Source organism: Streptomyces albipurpureus (assembly GCF_023701525.1).
GTDB classification, from domain to species: Bacteria; Actinomycetota; Actinomycetes; order Streptomycetales; family Streptomycetaceae; genus Streptomyces; species Streptomyces albipurpureus.
This window is the reverse complement of the sequence record NZ_JAMQAW010000024.1, coordinates 23,052-39,339: the sequence shown is the minus strand read 5'-3', so window position 1 is coordinate 39,339 and position 16,288 is coordinate 23,052. Positions and strand designations below refer to the sequence as shown.

Annotated in this window: 11 protein-coding genes and 1 pseudogene; 3 read left to right on the top strand and 9 right to left on the bottom strand. The window is 68.4% G+C overall.

The window, feature by feature from the left end; translation table 11 throughout:
- Positions 1–177 precede the first annotated feature (177 nt).
- Entirely contained in the window at positions 178–1,281 is a 1,104-nt protein-coding gene (locus tag NBG84_RS18595) for an ABC transporter permease (RefSeq protein WP_250920617.1), read from the top strand.
- Between the two features lie 23 nt (positions 1,282–1,304).
- Here NBG84_RS18595 and NBG84_RS18590 read toward each other — a convergent pair.
- Positions 1,305–2,184 (bottom strand): annotated as a pseudogene (locus tag NBG84_RS18590) (S1 family peptidase).
- Between the two features lie 319 nt (positions 2,185–2,503).
- On the opposite strand from NBG84_RS18590, the gene NBG84_RS18585 reads away from it, so the two are divergent.
- The gene (locus NBG84_RS18585) at positions 2,504–3,391 is read left to right on the top strand and encodes an alpha/beta fold hydrolase (protein ID WP_250920616.1); all 888 of its coding nucleotides are present in this window, start codon (positions 2,504–2,506) and stop codon (positions 3,389–3,391) included.
- 74 nt (positions 3,392–3,465) lie between these two features.
- Here the strand turns inward: NBG84_RS18585 and fxsT are convergent, their stop codons facing one another.
- The 5 genes from fxsT to NBG84_RS18560 all read right to left on the bottom strand — a co-directional run bounded on the left by fxsT (position 3,466) and on the right by NBG84_RS18560 (position 12,267).
- Positions 3,466–7,404, bottom strand: coding sequence for an FxSxx-COOH system tetratricopeptide repeat protein (gene fxsT / locus NBG84_RS18580; protein WP_250920615.1), 3,939 nt, complete (start codon positions 7,402–7,404; stop codon positions 3,466–3,468).
- Positions 7,388–8,722 carry a TIR-like protein FxsC gene (locus NBG84_RS18575; protein ID WP_250920614.1) on the bottom strand — a complete coding sequence of 445 codons (1,335 nt, stop codon included), beginning with the start codon at positions 8,720–8,722 and terminating at the stop codon, positions 7,388–7,390. The genes fxsT and NBG84_RS18575 overlap by 17 nt, the downstream gene beginning before the upstream one ends.
- Before the next feature lie 112 nt (positions 8,723–8,834).
- Positions 8,835–9,611: an AAC(3) family N-acetyltransferase gene (locus NBG84_RS18570; protein ID WP_250920613.1), complete on the bottom strand. Its 777-nt coding sequence runs from the start codon at positions 9,609–9,611 to the stop codon at positions 8,835–8,837.
- Complete coding sequence (fxsBH, locus tag NBG84_RS18565) at positions 9,604–12,093, bottom strand: radical SAM/SPASM protein FxsBH, inactivated beta-hydroxylase extension form (RefSeq protein ID WP_250920612.1); 2,490 nt, start codon at positions 12,091–12,093, stop codon at positions 9,604–9,606. Before fxsBH ends, NBG84_RS18570 begins: the two co-directional genes overlap by 8 nt.
- A 9-nt stretch (positions 12,094–12,102) precedes the next feature.
- Positions 12,103–12,267 (bottom strand): FXSXX-COOH protein, encoded by a 165-nt coding sequence (locus NBG84_RS18560; RefSeq protein ID WP_250920611.1) that lies wholly within the window; start codon positions 12,265–12,267, stop codon positions 12,103–12,105.
- Positions 12,268–12,471: 204 nt separating this feature from the next.
- Here NBG84_RS18560 and NBG84_RS18555 point away from each other — a divergent pair, with 204 nt between their 5' ends.
- Entirely contained in the window at positions 12,472–13,413 is a 942-nt protein-coding gene (locus NBG84_RS18555) for a DUF4231 domain-containing protein (RefSeq protein WP_250920610.1), read from the top strand.
- 116 nt (positions 13,414–13,529) lie between these two features.
- Here the strand turns inward: NBG84_RS18555 and NBG84_RS18550 are convergent, their stop codons facing one another.
- From NBG84_RS18550 to NBG84_RS18540, 3 genes are all read right to left on the bottom strand, one after another.
- Complete coding sequence (locus NBG84_RS18550; protein ID WP_250920609.1) at positions 13,530–14,009, bottom strand: hypothetical protein; 480 nt, start codon at positions 14,007–14,009, stop codon at positions 13,530–13,532.
- 137 nt (positions 14,010–14,146) lie between these two features.
- Positions 14,147–15,058, bottom strand: coding sequence for a S1 family peptidase (locus NBG84_RS18545; RefSeq protein WP_250920608.1), 912 nt, complete (start codon positions 15,056–15,058; stop codon positions 14,147–14,149).
- Between the two features lie 242 nt (positions 15,059–15,300).
- Positions 15,301–16,089, bottom strand: a complete 789-nt coding sequence (locus tag NBG84_RS18540) for a DUF1684 domain-containing protein (RefSeq protein WP_425608657.1) — start codon at positions 16,087–16,089, stop codon at positions 15,301–15,303.
- Positions 16,090–16,288: the final 199 nt, after the last annotated feature.

Here is a 16,288-nt window from a genome sequence, read left to right as displayed (position 1 = left end):
GGGTGGGCGCGCAGGCGGTGCGCGTGAGGAGGGAGCGCCCATAGGGGCGCCCGGGCCATCCCGTCAGGCGTGCCGACCGCGGGTTGACCGGTGGAAGCGCACCCGGATGAGCGCATTCCACGACCATTCGGCCCCGCTCCGACTGCGTCCTGGGACCGCGGCCGCGACCGTTGGGCCATGACGCGAACACCGGACGGCCCTCCCCAGGGCCCGGCTCGCAAAGGATTCATCGCCGAGGTCAAGGATGCGGTGAGCCTGCGTGCCGCCCTCCTGGTGTTCGGGGTGCTGGCGCTCCAGTTGGCCTTCATCACCTCCTACGTCGGTGCCTTCCACGAGCCGAAGCTCCATCAGGTCCCCTTGGCGGTCGTCGCCCCTTCGCAGCAGGTCGCCGGCGAGGCGGCACGGCGGCTCGCGGTGTTGCCGGGTGATCCGGTGGACCCGCGGGTGGTGGCGGACGAGACCACGGCCCGGCGAGAGATCGAGAACCGCGATATCGACGGGGCCCTCCTCGTCGATCCCCGTGGCACCACCGATGTGCTGCTGGTCGCCAGTGCCTCCGGCGCCTCGCTCTCACAGGCGATCATCGAGACCGTCACCGCGGCGGAGGCGGACCAGCGGCGGTCCGTCCGGATCGTCGACGTCGTCCCGGACTCCCCCGGCGACTCACGGAGTCTGACCTCCTTCTACCTGGTCATCGGCTGGTGCGTCGGCGGCTATCTCTGCGCGGCGATCCTGGCCATCAGCGTCGGCGCACGGCCCGCCAACACCCATCGCGCGCTGATCCGACTCGGTGTGCTGCTGCTCTACTCCATCGCCGCCGGGCTCCTCGGTACGGTGATCGCCGGCCCGATCCTCGATGCCCTGCCGGGCAGCGTGCCCGCGCTCTGGGGCCTCGGCACCCTGCTGGTCTTCACGGTCGGGGCGATCACCCTCGCCTTCCAGGGCCTCGCCGGGGTCATCGGCATCGGTCTGGCGATCCTGCTGGTGGTCGTGCTCGGCAACCCCAGCGCGGGCGGGGCCTATCCCTATCCCCTGCTGCCACCGTTCTGGCGATCGATCGGTCCGGCGCTACCACCGGGAGCGGGGACCTTCGCGGCACGTTCGATCACCTACTTCCGGGGCAATGCGATGACCGGGCCGATGCTGGTGCTGTCGGCGTGGGCGGTGGGCGCGTCCCTGCTGACCGTGGCCAGTGCGCTCCGGCGCCACAGTCCATCCACCAAGGGGGCGGAGACGGCGGATCGGTCCGGTCCGCCGTCGGCGGGCCGGACCGATCCCTAGGGCGGGACGGTATGGGAGGGGCCTCAGCCGATCTGTGCCCCGTAGGCCTGGAGGGCCTCGGTCACCGGCTGGAAGAACGTCACCCCACCCGCTGAGCAGTTGCCGCTTCCGCCCGAGGTGAGTCCGATGGCGGCGGAGCCGGCGAAGAGGGAGCCACCGCTGTCGCCAGGCTCGGCACAGACATCGGTACGGATCAGCCCGTCGACGATATCGCCGTTGCCGTAGTTGACCGTGGCATCCAGTGCGGTGACCCGACCGTTGTGCAGTTGGGTGGTGGAGCCGCTGCGCTGCACCTGCATGCCGACGGTGGCCTCACCCGCCGATGTGATGGGTTGAGCACTGCCGTTGTACAGGTTGACCTCGCTGGGATGCTCCGCGCCGCCGCCGTACTCGACCAGGGCGTAGTCATCGGCGGGGAAGCGGGAGTCGGTCATGGTGCCCAGGGCCGAGCCGCCCGCCGACGCGGACCATGAGCATACGGTCCGCGGTGACGACGACCTTGTTGGCGACGGGGTCCATCGCCCAGGAGGTACCGGGGATGCCGGCCCGTCGGGCGAGCGTCCGCTGGGCGGATTCGAGCTCGGTGAGGCTGTTCGCCACGACCCTTGCCCGGCCGCCGGCTTCCCGGACGGAGTGGGCGGCCTTCTTCTCGACGACATTCACGACCAGTGCCCTGGCCCCGGCGTCGTAGTAGCTCCCGGCAGCGGCGGCCGGACCGAGTTCGGTGGTGAGGGCCTTGCCCAGGGTTCCCGCGGCCGGGGCCGAGAGGGACTTCACCGTGTGCTGTCGCGTGGGCTCCTGGGCATGGGCGCTCTGGAGCGTGACGGTGGCGGTGATCACCGCAAGGGCGGCCCCGCACGTGACTGCCATTCTTCCGCGGGATATGCGTCGGTGCTTCAACATCGACCTCCTGTGGGGCCGTGCCCGGGCGAAGAGGGTCCCGTGACACGGAGGATGGGGCCGCCCACTATGGCGAGACGGATGTAGGGCACACAAGACTGGTTACCGGACGGTCACACGACCATGCGCGGGCGTTCACCGCGCCTTCACGTCCCCTACCCCGGCGGTTCGCACCGCCCTGGGAGACGAAGTCCGCGCCTGACGGCAAACGACCCGCCCAGTCGGCGGGGTGATGGGTAATCATCATCTGGCGGGGAATGCCACAGACGCATGGACGGCCACACACGGCACGTCCGGAGCACATTCGGCAAAGGGGGCGGAGGTGCGACGTCGGGTGCGCGCGGCGGACGGGCGGCATCTGATGGTGGAGCGGCTGGGAGATCCACGCGGTAGACCGGTGTTCCTGCTGCATGGCACGCCCGGAAGCCGACTGGGGCCGGCTCCCCGTGGCATGGTGCTGTACCAGAGTCGTACGCAACTGATCACCTACGACCGTCCGGGCTACGGCGGTTCGGACCGGCTGGCCGGGCGCAGTGTCTGCGATGTGGCCCAGGACGTTCGGGCGATCGCCGATGAGTTGGGCCTCGATCGGTTCGCCGTGGTGGGGCGTTCGGGCGGCGCGCCGCACGCCCTGGCCTGTGCGGCGCTGATACCGGATCGGATCACCCGTACCGCCGCACTGGTCACCCTCGCGCCCAGGGACGCCGTCGGTCTGGACTGGTTCGAGGGCATGGCCGCCTCCAACGTCCTGGAGTACACCTCTGCCTCCAATGACCCCGCCGGGCTCACCGAACGGTTCATCCTGCGCTCGGCCGAGATCAGAAAGGACCCGATCCGGCTGCTGAACGATCTCCGTCGGGAGTTGACGGAGTCCGATCGGATGGTGGTGAAGGACACGGGCGTGCGGTCGATGCTGCTGCGCAACTACCAGGAAGCGCTGCGGACTTCCGCGTACGGCTGGATCGATGACGCGCTGGCGTTCTGCAGCCCCTGGGGCTTCGACCCCGCGGACATCGTCGGTCAGGTGATGCTCTGGCACGGCGAGAAGGACGTCTTCTCGCCGGTGGGCCACTCCCGCTGGCTCGCGGAGCGCATTCCCGGTGCGACGGCTGTCCTGGAACCGGCGGCGGCCCACTTCGACGCCCTCCACGCGCTGCCCGGCATCCTCACCTGGCTGCTGGACGACGGCGCACGATCCCCGCGGCCCTGACAACGCCGACAACGCCTACGGCACCGGCAACGCGCGGTGTCCGGGGCCTGGCGACCCCGGACACCGTCGGGTGATCAGACGGCCAGCGGCTCCAGGTCCCGGTGGACCCTGCGCTCGTCGCGGGCGATGCGGGTCAGTGCGTGGTCCTCACCGACCTGGCGCTGAAGCTCCTCCACCGTCTCCAGCCGCAGTGCGGTCGACTCGTCCTTGCGCCCGAGCATCCCGAGGGTGACGGCGAGGTTGGAGGCGATGCCGAGCACCTCGGGGTGGTAGGGGCCGAGGACTTCGCGCAGCCGGGTCACGGCCCGCTGTTCGATCCTCAGCGTGTCCTGGAGATCACCGAGGTCGGCTCGGGCGTTGGCCAGGTTGATGGCGCTGTAGAGGGTGTGGGGATGGGACTCCCCCAGTACCTCCGTCATCGTCGTCACCACCTTCTGGAGCAACTGTTCGGCGGCCTCGGCGTCGCCACAGCCCCAGTGGAAGATGCCGAGGTTGTTGATGGCGGCCAGCGTGTACGGATGGCGTTCGCCCGGCACCAGCATGTACTCGTCCACGACCTCCTGAGCCAGGTCCCGGGCGGCGACGGGTTCGCTCGCCGCGAAGAGGTCGGCCGCCAGATTGAGATCGCAGGCCAGCAGGTCCGGGTTGGCCGAGGTGTAACGGGCGCGGTAGCGATTGCGGGTCGCGGTCGTCAACCGCCGGGCGTCCTCCAGCCGGCCGGCCCGGCGCAGTGAGACCGCCAGGCTCTTGGCCGCCGCGAGGGTGCCGGGGAAGGTACGGCCCAACTGCGCCTTGTGGAGTTCATAGGTCCGGCTGAGCAGCGATACGGAGTCCTCGTACCGGCCGACTTCCCGTAGGTCACGGGCCAGGTTCATGGCGGACGAGAGGGTGTACGGGTGCTCTGGTCCCAGCACTTCGGTGCGTCGGTCGAAGACCTCCTGGTCAATCTCCAACGCTCGTGAGTAGAGGCCCGTCATCCGCAGGTTGAGCGCGAGGTTGTTGGCCGCGGCCAGCGTGCGCGGATGGGACTCGTGGAAGATCTGGCTGAACCCTTCGTGGGCCTTGGTCGCCAACTCCATCGCCTCGCTGTACTGGCCGAGCGTCCCGAGGTCCATCGCCAGACCGCTGGTGGTCATATAGGTGTGCGGATGGGTGGCGCCGAGGACCTCCCGCTGGCGGTCCAGGGTGACCTCGTCGAACTCCTTGGCCTCCACATAGCGCCCCTGGGAGCGGTAGATGTTGGAGATGTGGAAGCGAAGGTAGAGGTACTGGAGGTCCTTGTTGCCCAGTTTGGCTCGCCAGACCTCGCGGACTTCGTTGGCGAGGGTCGACGCGCTGGACCAGTCGCCGCGCTTCCAGAGGTAGCGCACCCGGTCGATGATCAGTCGCCGGGTCTCGGGCTCCTTGCAGTCCCAGGCCTCGGAGGTACCCAGATGCGGCCAGATGGTGGCGAACCGGGGCCAGGTCTCGGGGTTGTCGATGGGCTCGTCGTCATCGGGCCGCGCTCCGGCGAGGACCCGGTGGACGGCGTGCCGTGCGTCCTGCTGCTCCTGCTCGGTCAGCTGGGCCCGAATCACCGCCTGCACCAGTCGGTGGACCTGAATGCTGTTGTTGACCTGGTCGACCTTGGCCAGGGCGAACCGGCCGATCTCCCGAATGACCCGGCCCAGGACCAGTTTCTCCTGGAGGGAGGCGTCATACGGCTTGAGCGCCTCGATCATCTCCTTGCTGTAGAGCAGGTTGGCCGAGATGGGCTCGGGGGCGAAGAAGGCGCAGAGTTGGAGCAGCCGGACCGCGGCCGGCGAGCGCTCCTTGAGCCTTTCGATGGAGACGTTCCAGGTCGCGGCGACGGGCTGGGGGTAGCCGGCCGGCTGGTTGAGGGCGAGGACGCTGGTGGCCTGTTCCCGTAGTTGGTCGAGGTAGTCGGTGACCGGAGTCGCGGTCTCGGCGATCCAGGCAGCGGCCTGTTCCACGGCCAGGGGCAGGTCTCCGACCGCGGTGGCGACCTGGTCGGCGTCGTTGAGGGTCAGACCGCGGGCTCTGCGCTGGAGGTGCTCGATGGACTCCTCGCGGGTGAACACATCGATGGGCAGGGCGTCCCCGTACTGGGACCAGGACTGGTTGCGGGAGGTGACGAGGATATGGCCGGGTCCCTGGGGCGGGAAGAACCGTTTGAGCTGTTCGGGGTCATCGGCGTTGTCGAAGACGAGCAGCCACCGGGATGAGGGGACTCCGCGCCGCAGGAGGTCGATGGCCTCCCGGGAGGCGGAGGCCATGTCCTCACCGCCCTGTGCGCCGAGGCGCACGGCGAGTTCGGCGAGTCCCGCGATGACGTCGTCGGGTTGCTCCGCCGGAATCCACCACACCAGGTCGTAGTCGGCCATGAAGCGGTGGACGTACTCGATGGCGACCTGGGTCTTGCCGACCCCTCCGAGGCCGTACAGGGTCTGTGGCTGTGGCAGCACCGCGGCCACCGACATGCCACCGCCGAGCCGGTCCCGCATCCCCTCCAGGGCCACCGACCGGCCGGTGAAGCCGGGGTTGCGGGGCGGGGCGTTCCAGATCTTGGGAACGGTGCCGGGGAACCGAGGCCCGGGGGACGCGGTCTCGGGCAGGTGGGCCGGGCGGTCAAGCGCTCGCAGAAGGGCGGCGGACGCCTGCACTTCGTCGAGTCGGAAGAGGTCCACCGGGTTGCGGTCGATATACGGCGAGGTGAGTCGGATGTCCCCGACCCGGACGGGCAGCAGATGGTGCCGACCACCGGTGGGGTCCTCGGCGGCCGCCCGCTGCCAGAGTTCCATCGCCCGGGCGGACTTCAGATAGGACCCGGAGAGCAGGACGACGGTCCGGGCCGCGGATTCCCACATCACCTCGTCGCTGGGGTGGGGTTCGGCGGACACATCGCGTGGGATGACCCGGAATCCGGCCCGGGTGAGCAGGAACTCGATCCAGTCCGCCCACATCCGGTTCTCCGCCACATAGCTGAGGAAGAGATCCGCGGGTAGTGCGGGCCTGCGCCGGGTGAAGGCGTCGCGGATGCGGAGCCTGACCTCATCGCTCACCGTGGGCATGGAGGTGGTCTCCCGCTCGGTGATGACCGAGGTCAGCCGCTCGAAGGCGGAGAGCAGGGAGTTGGTGAGCCCCGCTTCGTCGCCGAAGGTGGCAAGGGTCTCCTCATAGGCGTAATAGGGCCGGTAGGGAATTTCCACCGCGCCCCAGTAGGAGGTGAGGTCTTCCCCGGCGAGACCGCTGGGAAAGCCGTTGAATTTCACCCGCGCCAGCGCGCGGCCGGCATCCGCCTTCTCCTTCTCACCTTCGTCGATCCGCATCGGAACCGGATAGATCTTGATTCCCCGGCCGCCGTATCTCTCATCGATCTGGCGGGCGACGGAGGCGGCGCCGTCGATGGACTGATCGCTGAGGGTGAAGCAGTCAACGAGGACATCGGGAAGATGCACGGTGCAGATATCGGCGATATCGCTCAGACCGGTACGACTGTCAATGAGGACGTAGTCGTAATTGGCCTTCATGTCATCGCGCAGTGCGTCGAAGAACAGGCCACCGCCCAGCCGGTCGTAGAAGTTGTCCCAGTCGAAGGTGGAGACGGTCGCCGAATACTCACGGTTCTGACGGCCGGCGGAGACGAAGTCGAGAGTGCCTCCGTCGGGGAACTCCCAACCGAGGATCTCGGGGGTGAGGGAGACGGCATGCGGCTGGATGCGGGCGTAGTCGAGGTGCCAGTCGTCACGGCGGGCGGTTTCGGGGGTGATCGCGGCCCAGGCGTACTCGGTGATCAGATCGATGATCCCGGTGGTGGCCCCGAGGGTGGAGGGATCGAGGAAGGGGTGGAAGAACCGGTGCAGACCGGGCGCTTCCAGGTCCCAGTCGACGGCGAGGACGCGCTTGCCGTTCGCGGCGAGAATCCACGCCGTGTTGGCCAGCGCCATCGTGCGCCCGGTGCCTCCCTTGTACGAGTAGAAGGTGACGATGCGTCCGTCACGACTGGCTGTCATCCGTGTCCTCCGCATCGGGGGATGCTGCACGCAGGTGTGGGACGTAGTGGTTGGCGCCGTACTCGACCATCGGACCGCGGAGTCTGGGCCGTTCGGGACGGGAGACTCCAACGGGTGGTGCGGGAGCGTAGACGGCGGCGTGCCGTAGATACTCCTGGGCAACCGATTCGACAACCTGCGGAAGCATCTGTCCGAACGCCTCCATGCTGAGGACTCCTCTGGCCGCGGCCCGGCAGGCGGGTCTGCCCTGTCTCATCTGGTGCGGCATGGCCCGCTCCAACTTCTCGACGAGCTGGGCCTCGGAGATCCGGCTCTGGGGGTCATCGCGGTTCCAGGGGACGACGACGCTGACCCACGGCCGGGGCTCGGCGTCAAAGGCGGCCAGCCGGGCACAGCGATCATCGTCTTCCAGGGCCCAGCGGTCGACGAGGAGTATCTCGGGACGGGTGGGCGGCTGCTGCGGATCGGGGGGCACCTCATGGTCGAAGGAGGAGATGGTCGCCTGGTAGTTGAGCGAGCGGACCAGATCCTGGGCGACGTACGCCAGCGGGCGGGCGGACTCCGGGTGGTAGGGGTTCCAGTCCTGTGACTGTTTGCCGTAGTAGTCGGGAGAGCGCCCGCCGGGGAGGTCGTGCCGGGTGGGCGCCGCGATCGTCAGATGCATCGGACGGGGACCACTGGCCCGCTTGCCGAAGGCACTGGGCGCATGGCGGTAGTCGACGGGGCTGCCGGAGGCGATCCGGGTGGTGTCGGCGACACTGACGATGCGTTTGGCCAGCTCATAGACCGCGGCTTCGTACTCTTCGGCGAAAATCCGCAGTTTGATCAGGCCGTAGAGCCCGTCGGTGACATAGCGGTCGCCGAAGGCGCCATGGTTGAACTGGAGTCGTTCGGCTGGGCCGGGTAACTGCTCGGGGGGCATGGGCACCCAGAGGGCGGGCACGATCGCCTCGGCGGATCGATTGCTCTTGGCCTGGTGGTAGATCGCCCGCTGGGCGAAGGCGTACCACTCCTTGCCGCACATCTCACTGGCGAAGTAGCGGGGGGAGAAGAGCGGGACGAAGACACGGCAGTTGGCGAGCACTTCGCCGAGCCGCTCCGACCAGCCCTCGCCCGAGCGGATCTCCCGGTCTATGAATCCGGCCTGGGCCCCGGCCGGTAGATCGGTCATCGCCATGACATGACCGCAGAGATCGCGGAACAGCCGCTCCACCCACATATCGGGATCGGGGCCTCCCGCCCCGTACCGCGGTGTGTGGGCGTAGCTCAAGAAGAAGTACGGCCGATGGTCCGCGGCACGCTGCGCTGAATCCGACACACGACCCCCGTCCTGTGTGAACGCCCGCCTCCACAGCCGGCATCGAGATGAGCTGCGGGCGAATTCATCATTCCGGAGCCCGGCACGCTCCGCCCCCCTGCCGTTCAGTCAATCAAGGCCGCTTTTCGGTCATCCACTGCACGGCGTGATCCACTGCGGCTCTGATCGAGAAGAGCCGTGCGGGCGTTCCGCCCAGTTGTCCGTTCCGCTCCACTCCCCAGGTGAAGGCCGCGCCGATCGCACTGAAATCGCTCTCGTCGAGTTGGACGTCCTCGTACTCCGTCCATTCCTTACCCCCGTCGGGGAGGGGAACTACACAACGGTACGACCGCAGGGGTGCTTTCGTCCGGTATTCGGCGAGATGGAATGCCGTACAAACAGCAAAATCTACATTGATCATGAATACCTGGGCGTCTGCCCGATAAAGAGCGCCGAGCGGAGAGCTCTCCCCGAGATGGGAGGTGAGGAAGTGGTCTTCCAGAAGTTCCTGAGCGCGTCTGCCCACCGCCGCGAAGGAGGTCTGCGGGTGGGTGCTGCGGACGGCTCCCGGCGCGGTACGGATGGACTCCGCCAACCGGCCCATGCCCTGGCTCGGGGTGCTGGCCGGGTCGAAGGCCGGCATATCCGCCCGGAAGGCCGCCGCCTGCTCGGGTGTCATTCCGCGCACCCGGGCGCGGTAGGCATCGGAGGTGTCGGAGTTCTCCGCGGTGAAGGCGGGCGTCACCAGGGTCCCGCCGGGGCCCACCGCCTCCGAGAGCGCCTCGCGCAGCGAGTCGGCGTGCAGGCCGGTGGCCCGGAGCGCGGCGTGGATGAGGAGGGTCATTCCCTCGCGTACACCGCAGTCCCGCAGGGAGCCCACCAGTCGGTCCCGAGCGGCGGACTCAGCCATCACACGACGCGTTCCGCGCAACGCTGCCGGGACTGTCGGCCGAAGCGCGGCACCCGGTGCTCGGAGCGCTCTGCTGCGGCTGGGAACGCAGGTGCGGCGGGGAGGGTGCCAGGGGAGCCCACCGCGCCGCCCCATCGCTACCGCCACCCTGGCCGGGACGGCCGTCACCGGGGCCGTCCGACCCCTGCCGGGGCAGCGGTCCGGGGTCGGTTGCCAGCTCTCGACGCAGCTGTGCCAGCAGTCGATGGCCGCTGACGGTGAGCTCCGCCGCCCGCTCCAAGGTGGCCAGGCCGCGCTTGGCCTGATCTGCTCCCTCAGGGTCAAAGGCCGCGAGCCCCGCCCGCTCCCAGACTCCTGCCAGCAGTTCGGACACCGGAACCTCCTCGCTCCGCCAGGGGGCCGGGTAACGCCACCAGCCGTCCTGTGCGTACAGATCGCCGACTTCGAGCAGGGCGTTCAGCTTCGCTCGCCGGAAGCCGCGCAGCAGCTCGACCGCCAGCTGTTCGGGGTTACGGGCCGGGGCGATACCCAGCGCTCCATAACCGTGCCCGCGCAGAGCCCGCTCACGCGTGGACGACCGGCCAAAAAGCGACGGTGCGGCAGGGGTTTCGGTGGCTCCCGGGGGACTGGAGGTCAGGGGCGTGAGCGTGGTGAGCCAGCCGGCGGCCTCGGCGGCTTCCTCGGCCGCGAACTGTCGCAGCAGTGCCCACGCTTCGCTCAGCAGTCCGTTCCAGCGCTCGACCTCAGCGGACGTCAGCCGGTCCGCCGTGGGCGCGGCGAAGCAGTCCCGATAGGGGTCGAGGTCATCGAGGCGCAGGAGTGGCACTCCCTGCGTACCGCCGAGCGTACGAACGGGCCGCCAGTCGTCGTCCTCCGTCCGCCGGGTGGAGGTGAGCCGCACCTGACGCGTCCGGCCGTGCGCCCGCACCACGAAGCCGTCGCCGGTGGCCTCGACCTCCGCCTCGCCGGATGCGCTCGGCTCGCCCATGCGCAGCTCGCCGAGGCCGGGCAGTCGCAGCACCCCTTCCTCGTAGGGCGTCCGGACCGGCGTGGGACTGCCGGCGGCCACCAGCGCGGCGGCGAGATAGGACGGCAGTCGCAGTGCGCGTTCGACGGCGTCGGGGCGTTTGCCGGCCAGTGCCCGGTGGGTGTCCTGCAACCAGGTACGGGTGTACGGATGGCGCCAGAGGGAGTCCAGCGGATCGCCCTGGGCATCGAGGGCGAGGGTCAACTCCCAGCCGCGGTCCCACCTCGTACCGCCACGGCCGGCCAGTTCGCCGTGGAGGGAGACCAGGAGCGCGCGGGTGAGGTCCTGGTCCTCGGCCAGGAGGGCGCTGGGCTCGGTCAGTGCGGCGGGAACGAGCTCGTCGGCGACGCGCCGCTCGATACCGCGGATGAGCGCTTCGAGATCGGAGCAGTAGACGGAGGTGTTGTCGAAGTCCGTGGCCTCGCTGTAGCGGTGGGTGTAGAGGCCACCGCCGCAGGAGCGGACGACCGGGCACTGCCGGCAGGTCTCACTCACCCCGGCCAGCTCCCGCTGGCGGGCCTTGACCCCGGGGTGGGCGGCGACCTCGTCGAAGGAGTGGTGGAACACGTCGAAGCCGGTGGCCGCGGCGCCTTCGTAGGCGCTCTTGAGGGAGTCGACCTGTTCCAGTGCGCCATCGGTCTCCACCACGACCAGGTCGGTGGGGGCGAGACCGAGCGATTCGGTGAGGCTGGGGCCGCCCGCCAGGGTGGAGAGCACCGACTCGAAGAGGCGTACCGGCACCCGACGGCCGAGCGTGTCCCAGCGGTCGAAAACGGTCAGCAGCCAGTCGGCGTAGACCGTGGGTGAACCATTCGGTCGAACCGGGGGCGCGTCCCAGGTGGCGTGGGGCAGCAGGAAGTCGATGCGGGGCGGGTCAAGCTCGGTCAGGGCGTCGTACACGGCGATCGGGTCATTGGCCACGTCCACGGTGCACAGCAGGCCGAGATAGAGATGGCGATAGCGATCTTCGCGAAGGAGTTCAACGGCTTTGAGAACCAGCGGATGGCTGGTGCGGCCGTCGGCGAATCGGCGGTGCCTGTCATTCGCGCTGCGGTCACCATCGAGGGAAATTCCGACTTTGACATCGTATTCGTCAAAGAGGTCAAGATATCGCGGACTCAGTTGTAAGCCGTTGGTGTGGATGCGCAGATCGAGTTCCGCGAGGGGTTGGATAGCCGCGGTGAGCTCCGCGCAGACACGCCGGAGTCGTAAAGGCCCGGCGAGCAGAGGCTCCCCTCCGTGCAGGATCACTGACACGGAGGGCAGGGCATGGCTCTTTACATGCTCGGCCAGTCGCTGAGCTGTCCAGGAAATCGCTTCGTCAGAGATTGCCTTAGGGCGGGTGAGCCAGCTCTGATCAGCGTGTTCATAGATGTAGCAGTGGTCACATGCGAGGTCACATCTGCTGTGGACCTTCAGAACGATCTCGCGGAATGGGACCGGTGGTCCTGTCATTCGGCCAGTCTAGAGCGCCGAGTTGAAGCTGGATGTCCGCACGGTGCGGTCGGCGGTGGCCGGGATGATCCGCGCGAGCTTCTTGGCTACCTCGCCGCCCCGGACGTCGATCTGCGCCAGGGGGACGCGGTTTCTCTTCGCAACTGCGAAGGATGCGGGGGTTTGAATTGCCATGGGGGGCCGTCCTTGATCTTGTGTCCAGCGCGGATCACCACGCACCATTGCGGTGGTGGCGGCACGACTTTACTCTCATGGCCACTCGCAGCAACTCAGGTCACCGCCACGGAACAAAAGAGTTGCGTCACATTCCCAGGAACGAGCGCGGAGCATCCCATTCCGCCTAAAGAGTGAAGGTCATAACCGCAGACAGGGGGGCACATGACCGGGATTCCTGGACAAACGGGCAGCATCGTGTTCCGTAACATGGATCTGCCGGCTCTCTTCCATCACACGGACGCCATAGCCATCGCCCGCCAGCGAGAGGCCATCGGCTCTACCCGGCGCCAACTGCTGTTCCTCGTCCTGGGCGCCACCGCGGCGGCACTACCCACTTCTGTGAAGGTGGGCGATTCCGTTCAACTCGGAGGCGTACTAGCCGCATTGGCGTACGCCGGAGTACTACTCCTGGGCTACCGCGCATCCAGACACAGTGCAAAGTCGCATTGGCAACTAAATCGCTCTGCGGCCGAGTTCATCAAGTCAATGTGCTGGCGATACTCCGTTCATGGAGCACCCTTCGCCACCGCAGGATCAGAATCGGACGAACTGTTCATTACCCGACTCGATGAAGGGCTTCGGGAGCTGACGAAAGTCGGGTGGGAGGATCCGCGCACCGGTCGTACTTCCACGGTGTCCAGCGAACTGATCACCCCTCCGATGCGTCAACTACGCGCCCAATCGTTCAGCATGCGCAAAGAGACATACATCAGAGACCGGCTGATCGAGCAGCGAAACTGGTACCACCGCAGCGCCGAGAACTCCCGTAGAGCCACCCGATTATGGTCGTTCTCGATCGGCCTGCTGACCCTGGTGGCACTGTTCTTTTCGCTATTGCACACCTTCTCGCTCGTCGACTCCATCGAAGTGGCGGGGGTGACGGGAGTGCTTTCGACCGCCGCGGCCAGTTGTCTGGCGTGGAGCGAGATCCGCCGGCATCAACCGCTCATCGCCGCGCATTCCCTGGTGAAGGAGGATCTGGCAGCCATGCACACGGCCATGGAGTCATCGGTGACCGCCGCCCAGTGGCCGTCGGCGGTGTACGAGACCGAGCGCATCGTCTCTCCCCAGCACACGGACTGGCTGGCCCGACACCGCAGCTGATCACTGGGGGATCGCGGCGCCGGCCCGGTGAGCTGCGGGATCCGGCTCACCCGCCGGGGAGCCCGTCGCATGGACAGGCTCGCCCGTCGCCCTCGTTCGACCCGGCCGGTAGCGGGTCAGTCGCGCACCAGTCCCTCGCGCCAGATGACCGTTACCGGTTTCCCCAGGTCCCGCGCGTAGTGAACGATGTCGGCTGTCCCGCCCAGGCCACGGGCCGGACAGCCGTCCCAGACCGCGAGGAGGCGGTCGCAGTTGTCGGCGATATAGGCGCCGGCCGCGTAGTAGGCCTCATCCGTCGAGTGGGCGAAGGCCAGTCTGACCTCTCGGGTGGCCCGCCCCCTCAGCGCCTCGTAGCACGCGAGTTCGCCGGGTTCGGTGAATCCGTCCGCGTAGTCCCCGCTCGGGACCACCACGGTCAACTCGGCCCCGCAGGACAGGGCGAGGTCCGCGAAGAGCTGGTCAGCTCCCACCGCGAGGCACGACAGCGCCTCCATCGCTCCCCCGTGCTGCCGGAGGACAGCGAGGATTTCCGCCCGGATATGGCCCTGGGCCGCACGAGGGATGTTCCGGTGGCCGGTCACTCCGATGCGCTTCACTTTCCGGCGCCCCCGTCTCTCCCCACCCCCGTCGGGTTGGGGTGCTGACATCGTCCCAGAAGGCCGCGCGACGTCGAACCCCCGTCCTCGATATGGACGGGGGCTGACCGCTCCGGGTCCTCTGATCGGATACGGGATCAGTACAGACTGACCCCGTACGCGCTCAGTGCCTCGGTAACGGGCTGGAAGAACGTCGTACCGCCCGTCGAGCAGTTGCCGCTACCGCCCGAGGTGAGGCCGACGGCCCGACCGCCGGAGTGGAGCGGGCCGCCGCTGTCACCCGACTCGGCGCAGACATTGGTGCGGATCATGCCGTAGACGACATCACCGCCGCCGTAGTTCACGGTCGCGTTCAGACCCGTGACCGTGCCGCTGTGAATGCCCGTGGTGGAGCCGCGGCGGGTGACCTGCATGCCGACGGTGGCGTTCGCGGCACCGGTGATGTCCACATTGCCGACGGTGCCGGGGCGGGGGACCGCGGCGTTGCTGTAGCGCACCAGGCCGTAGTCGTTGCCGGGGAAGCTCGATCCGGCGGTGGGGCCGATGACATTGGTGCGGGCCGAGTTGGTGTACCAGTTGGTGGCACCGTCGGTGCAGTGCCCCGCGGTGAGGAAGTAGTAGGTGTTGCCGCTGCGGACGTTGAAGCCGGCCGAGCAGCGCCAACCGCTGGCGTAGGTCGCGTCGCCGCCCGAGAGCAGCTTGCTGAGGACACCGGGGGTGCGCTCGATGCGCAGCGCACGGGAGTCCATGCCCGCGGCCTTCTTGATCACGGATATCTCGGCCGGCGAGACCGTGCTGTCCGCGGTGACGACCAGGGACTTGGTTGCGGGGTCGACATGCCAGGCGGTACCTGCGACATCCGCGCCGAGCACGGCGTCGCTCGCGGCGCTGAGTCGGGCGGTGCTCGGGGCGCTCTGGGCGCCGGCCGGGTTGGCGGTGGCCTGGGGTACGGCGACGGCGGCTGCGGCGATGAGGGCAACGCCGACCGCGAGGAGGCGGGTGCGTCTGGCCCTGGCGGTCCGGGGGGTGGCGGTGGGCTCGTTCCTCACTGGTGGTTCCTCCGAGGGGAATCAGGGGCCCCTGGTGGGGTTGAGGGCCCGTGAGGCGCAGCCGGGGGTACGTCCGATATATGAACTGGTCGTGCCCCTGACAAGCACTGCTGCGGAGTATTCGTGGCGTCAATAAGCGCCGCAAGGGAGGTTTTCAGCCGCGTGGAGCGCTCAGCACCCGGCGCCCCCGGTGGCCTTTCGGCGGCCGGGGGCCGGGTGTGGCGCTCAGCTCGAAGCCGGGGTCAGCCGGCCAGTAGGCGCCGCTCCCCCGCTGGTACCGGGATCGGAAGGGTGTTCCCCGGCGGCGGGAAGGGGCAGATGAAGTGGTCGGCGAAGGCACACGGAGGTAGTTGTGTGCGGTTGAGGTCCACGGTCACGGTGCCGTCCGGTGCCGGAGCCGCCGGCCGCAGGAATCGGAAGCGGTAACTGCTGTTCCCGCTGGTGGAGTCCGCGAAGACGGCCCAGAGGGTGCCGTTGTCCTCGATCGCCACCTGGAGGGTGTACTCCGTACCGCCGAGGGTGAAGGCGATCTCGCCACCGAGGCCGAGACCACGCTCCTGACCGTCCGCGTTCGCCACCCGGACGCTACGGGTAGCCGGATAGCCGCGGAAGCGTCCGGGCACCGACCAGCGGGGGTCGTACGGGGTCGCCTCGATTCCCTGGAAGGAGCGTCGGGCGGGGGCCTCAGGGTCGAAATCACGTACCGCCCAGAGGCCTTCGCGACTGAGTACGAACAGTCTCCGTGCGCCATGGGCGACCCGGGACTCAGGGATCGGCCCATGGTCGGCGCCGAGCCGAACCGTGCCGGTGAGCGGCTTGTCGTCCACGGTGAGGCCGTCTGCGGCGGTGGCGCTGAGGACCACCTGGTCACCGCCGTGGGTCCAGTTGCCCGGGACGGCCGGAATTCGACCCTCCGGGTAGTCGTCGAGCCAGTGGGTGCCGGTGAGCGCGAGCGGGCCGTAGGGCGCGGAAATCGTGGCGACGCGCCGTTCATGCCATTTGCGCCACTTCTGAGCGTCCACTCCCCCCACACCGTTGGGCCCACCGGGGTGACGGTCTCGCCGTCCACCAGGGCTGGCTGGATTGCCTGCGCTGCTCGGGTGGTCTGGGCTGCTCGGGTCGAGAGAATTCTGGGGCTCGGCTGCGCTCGCTGCGCCGTTCGCGCTGTCTGGGGCGGACTGACCGTTCCTGGCGCCCGATCCACCCTGCCCGTCCGGGCTGTCTGCTCGC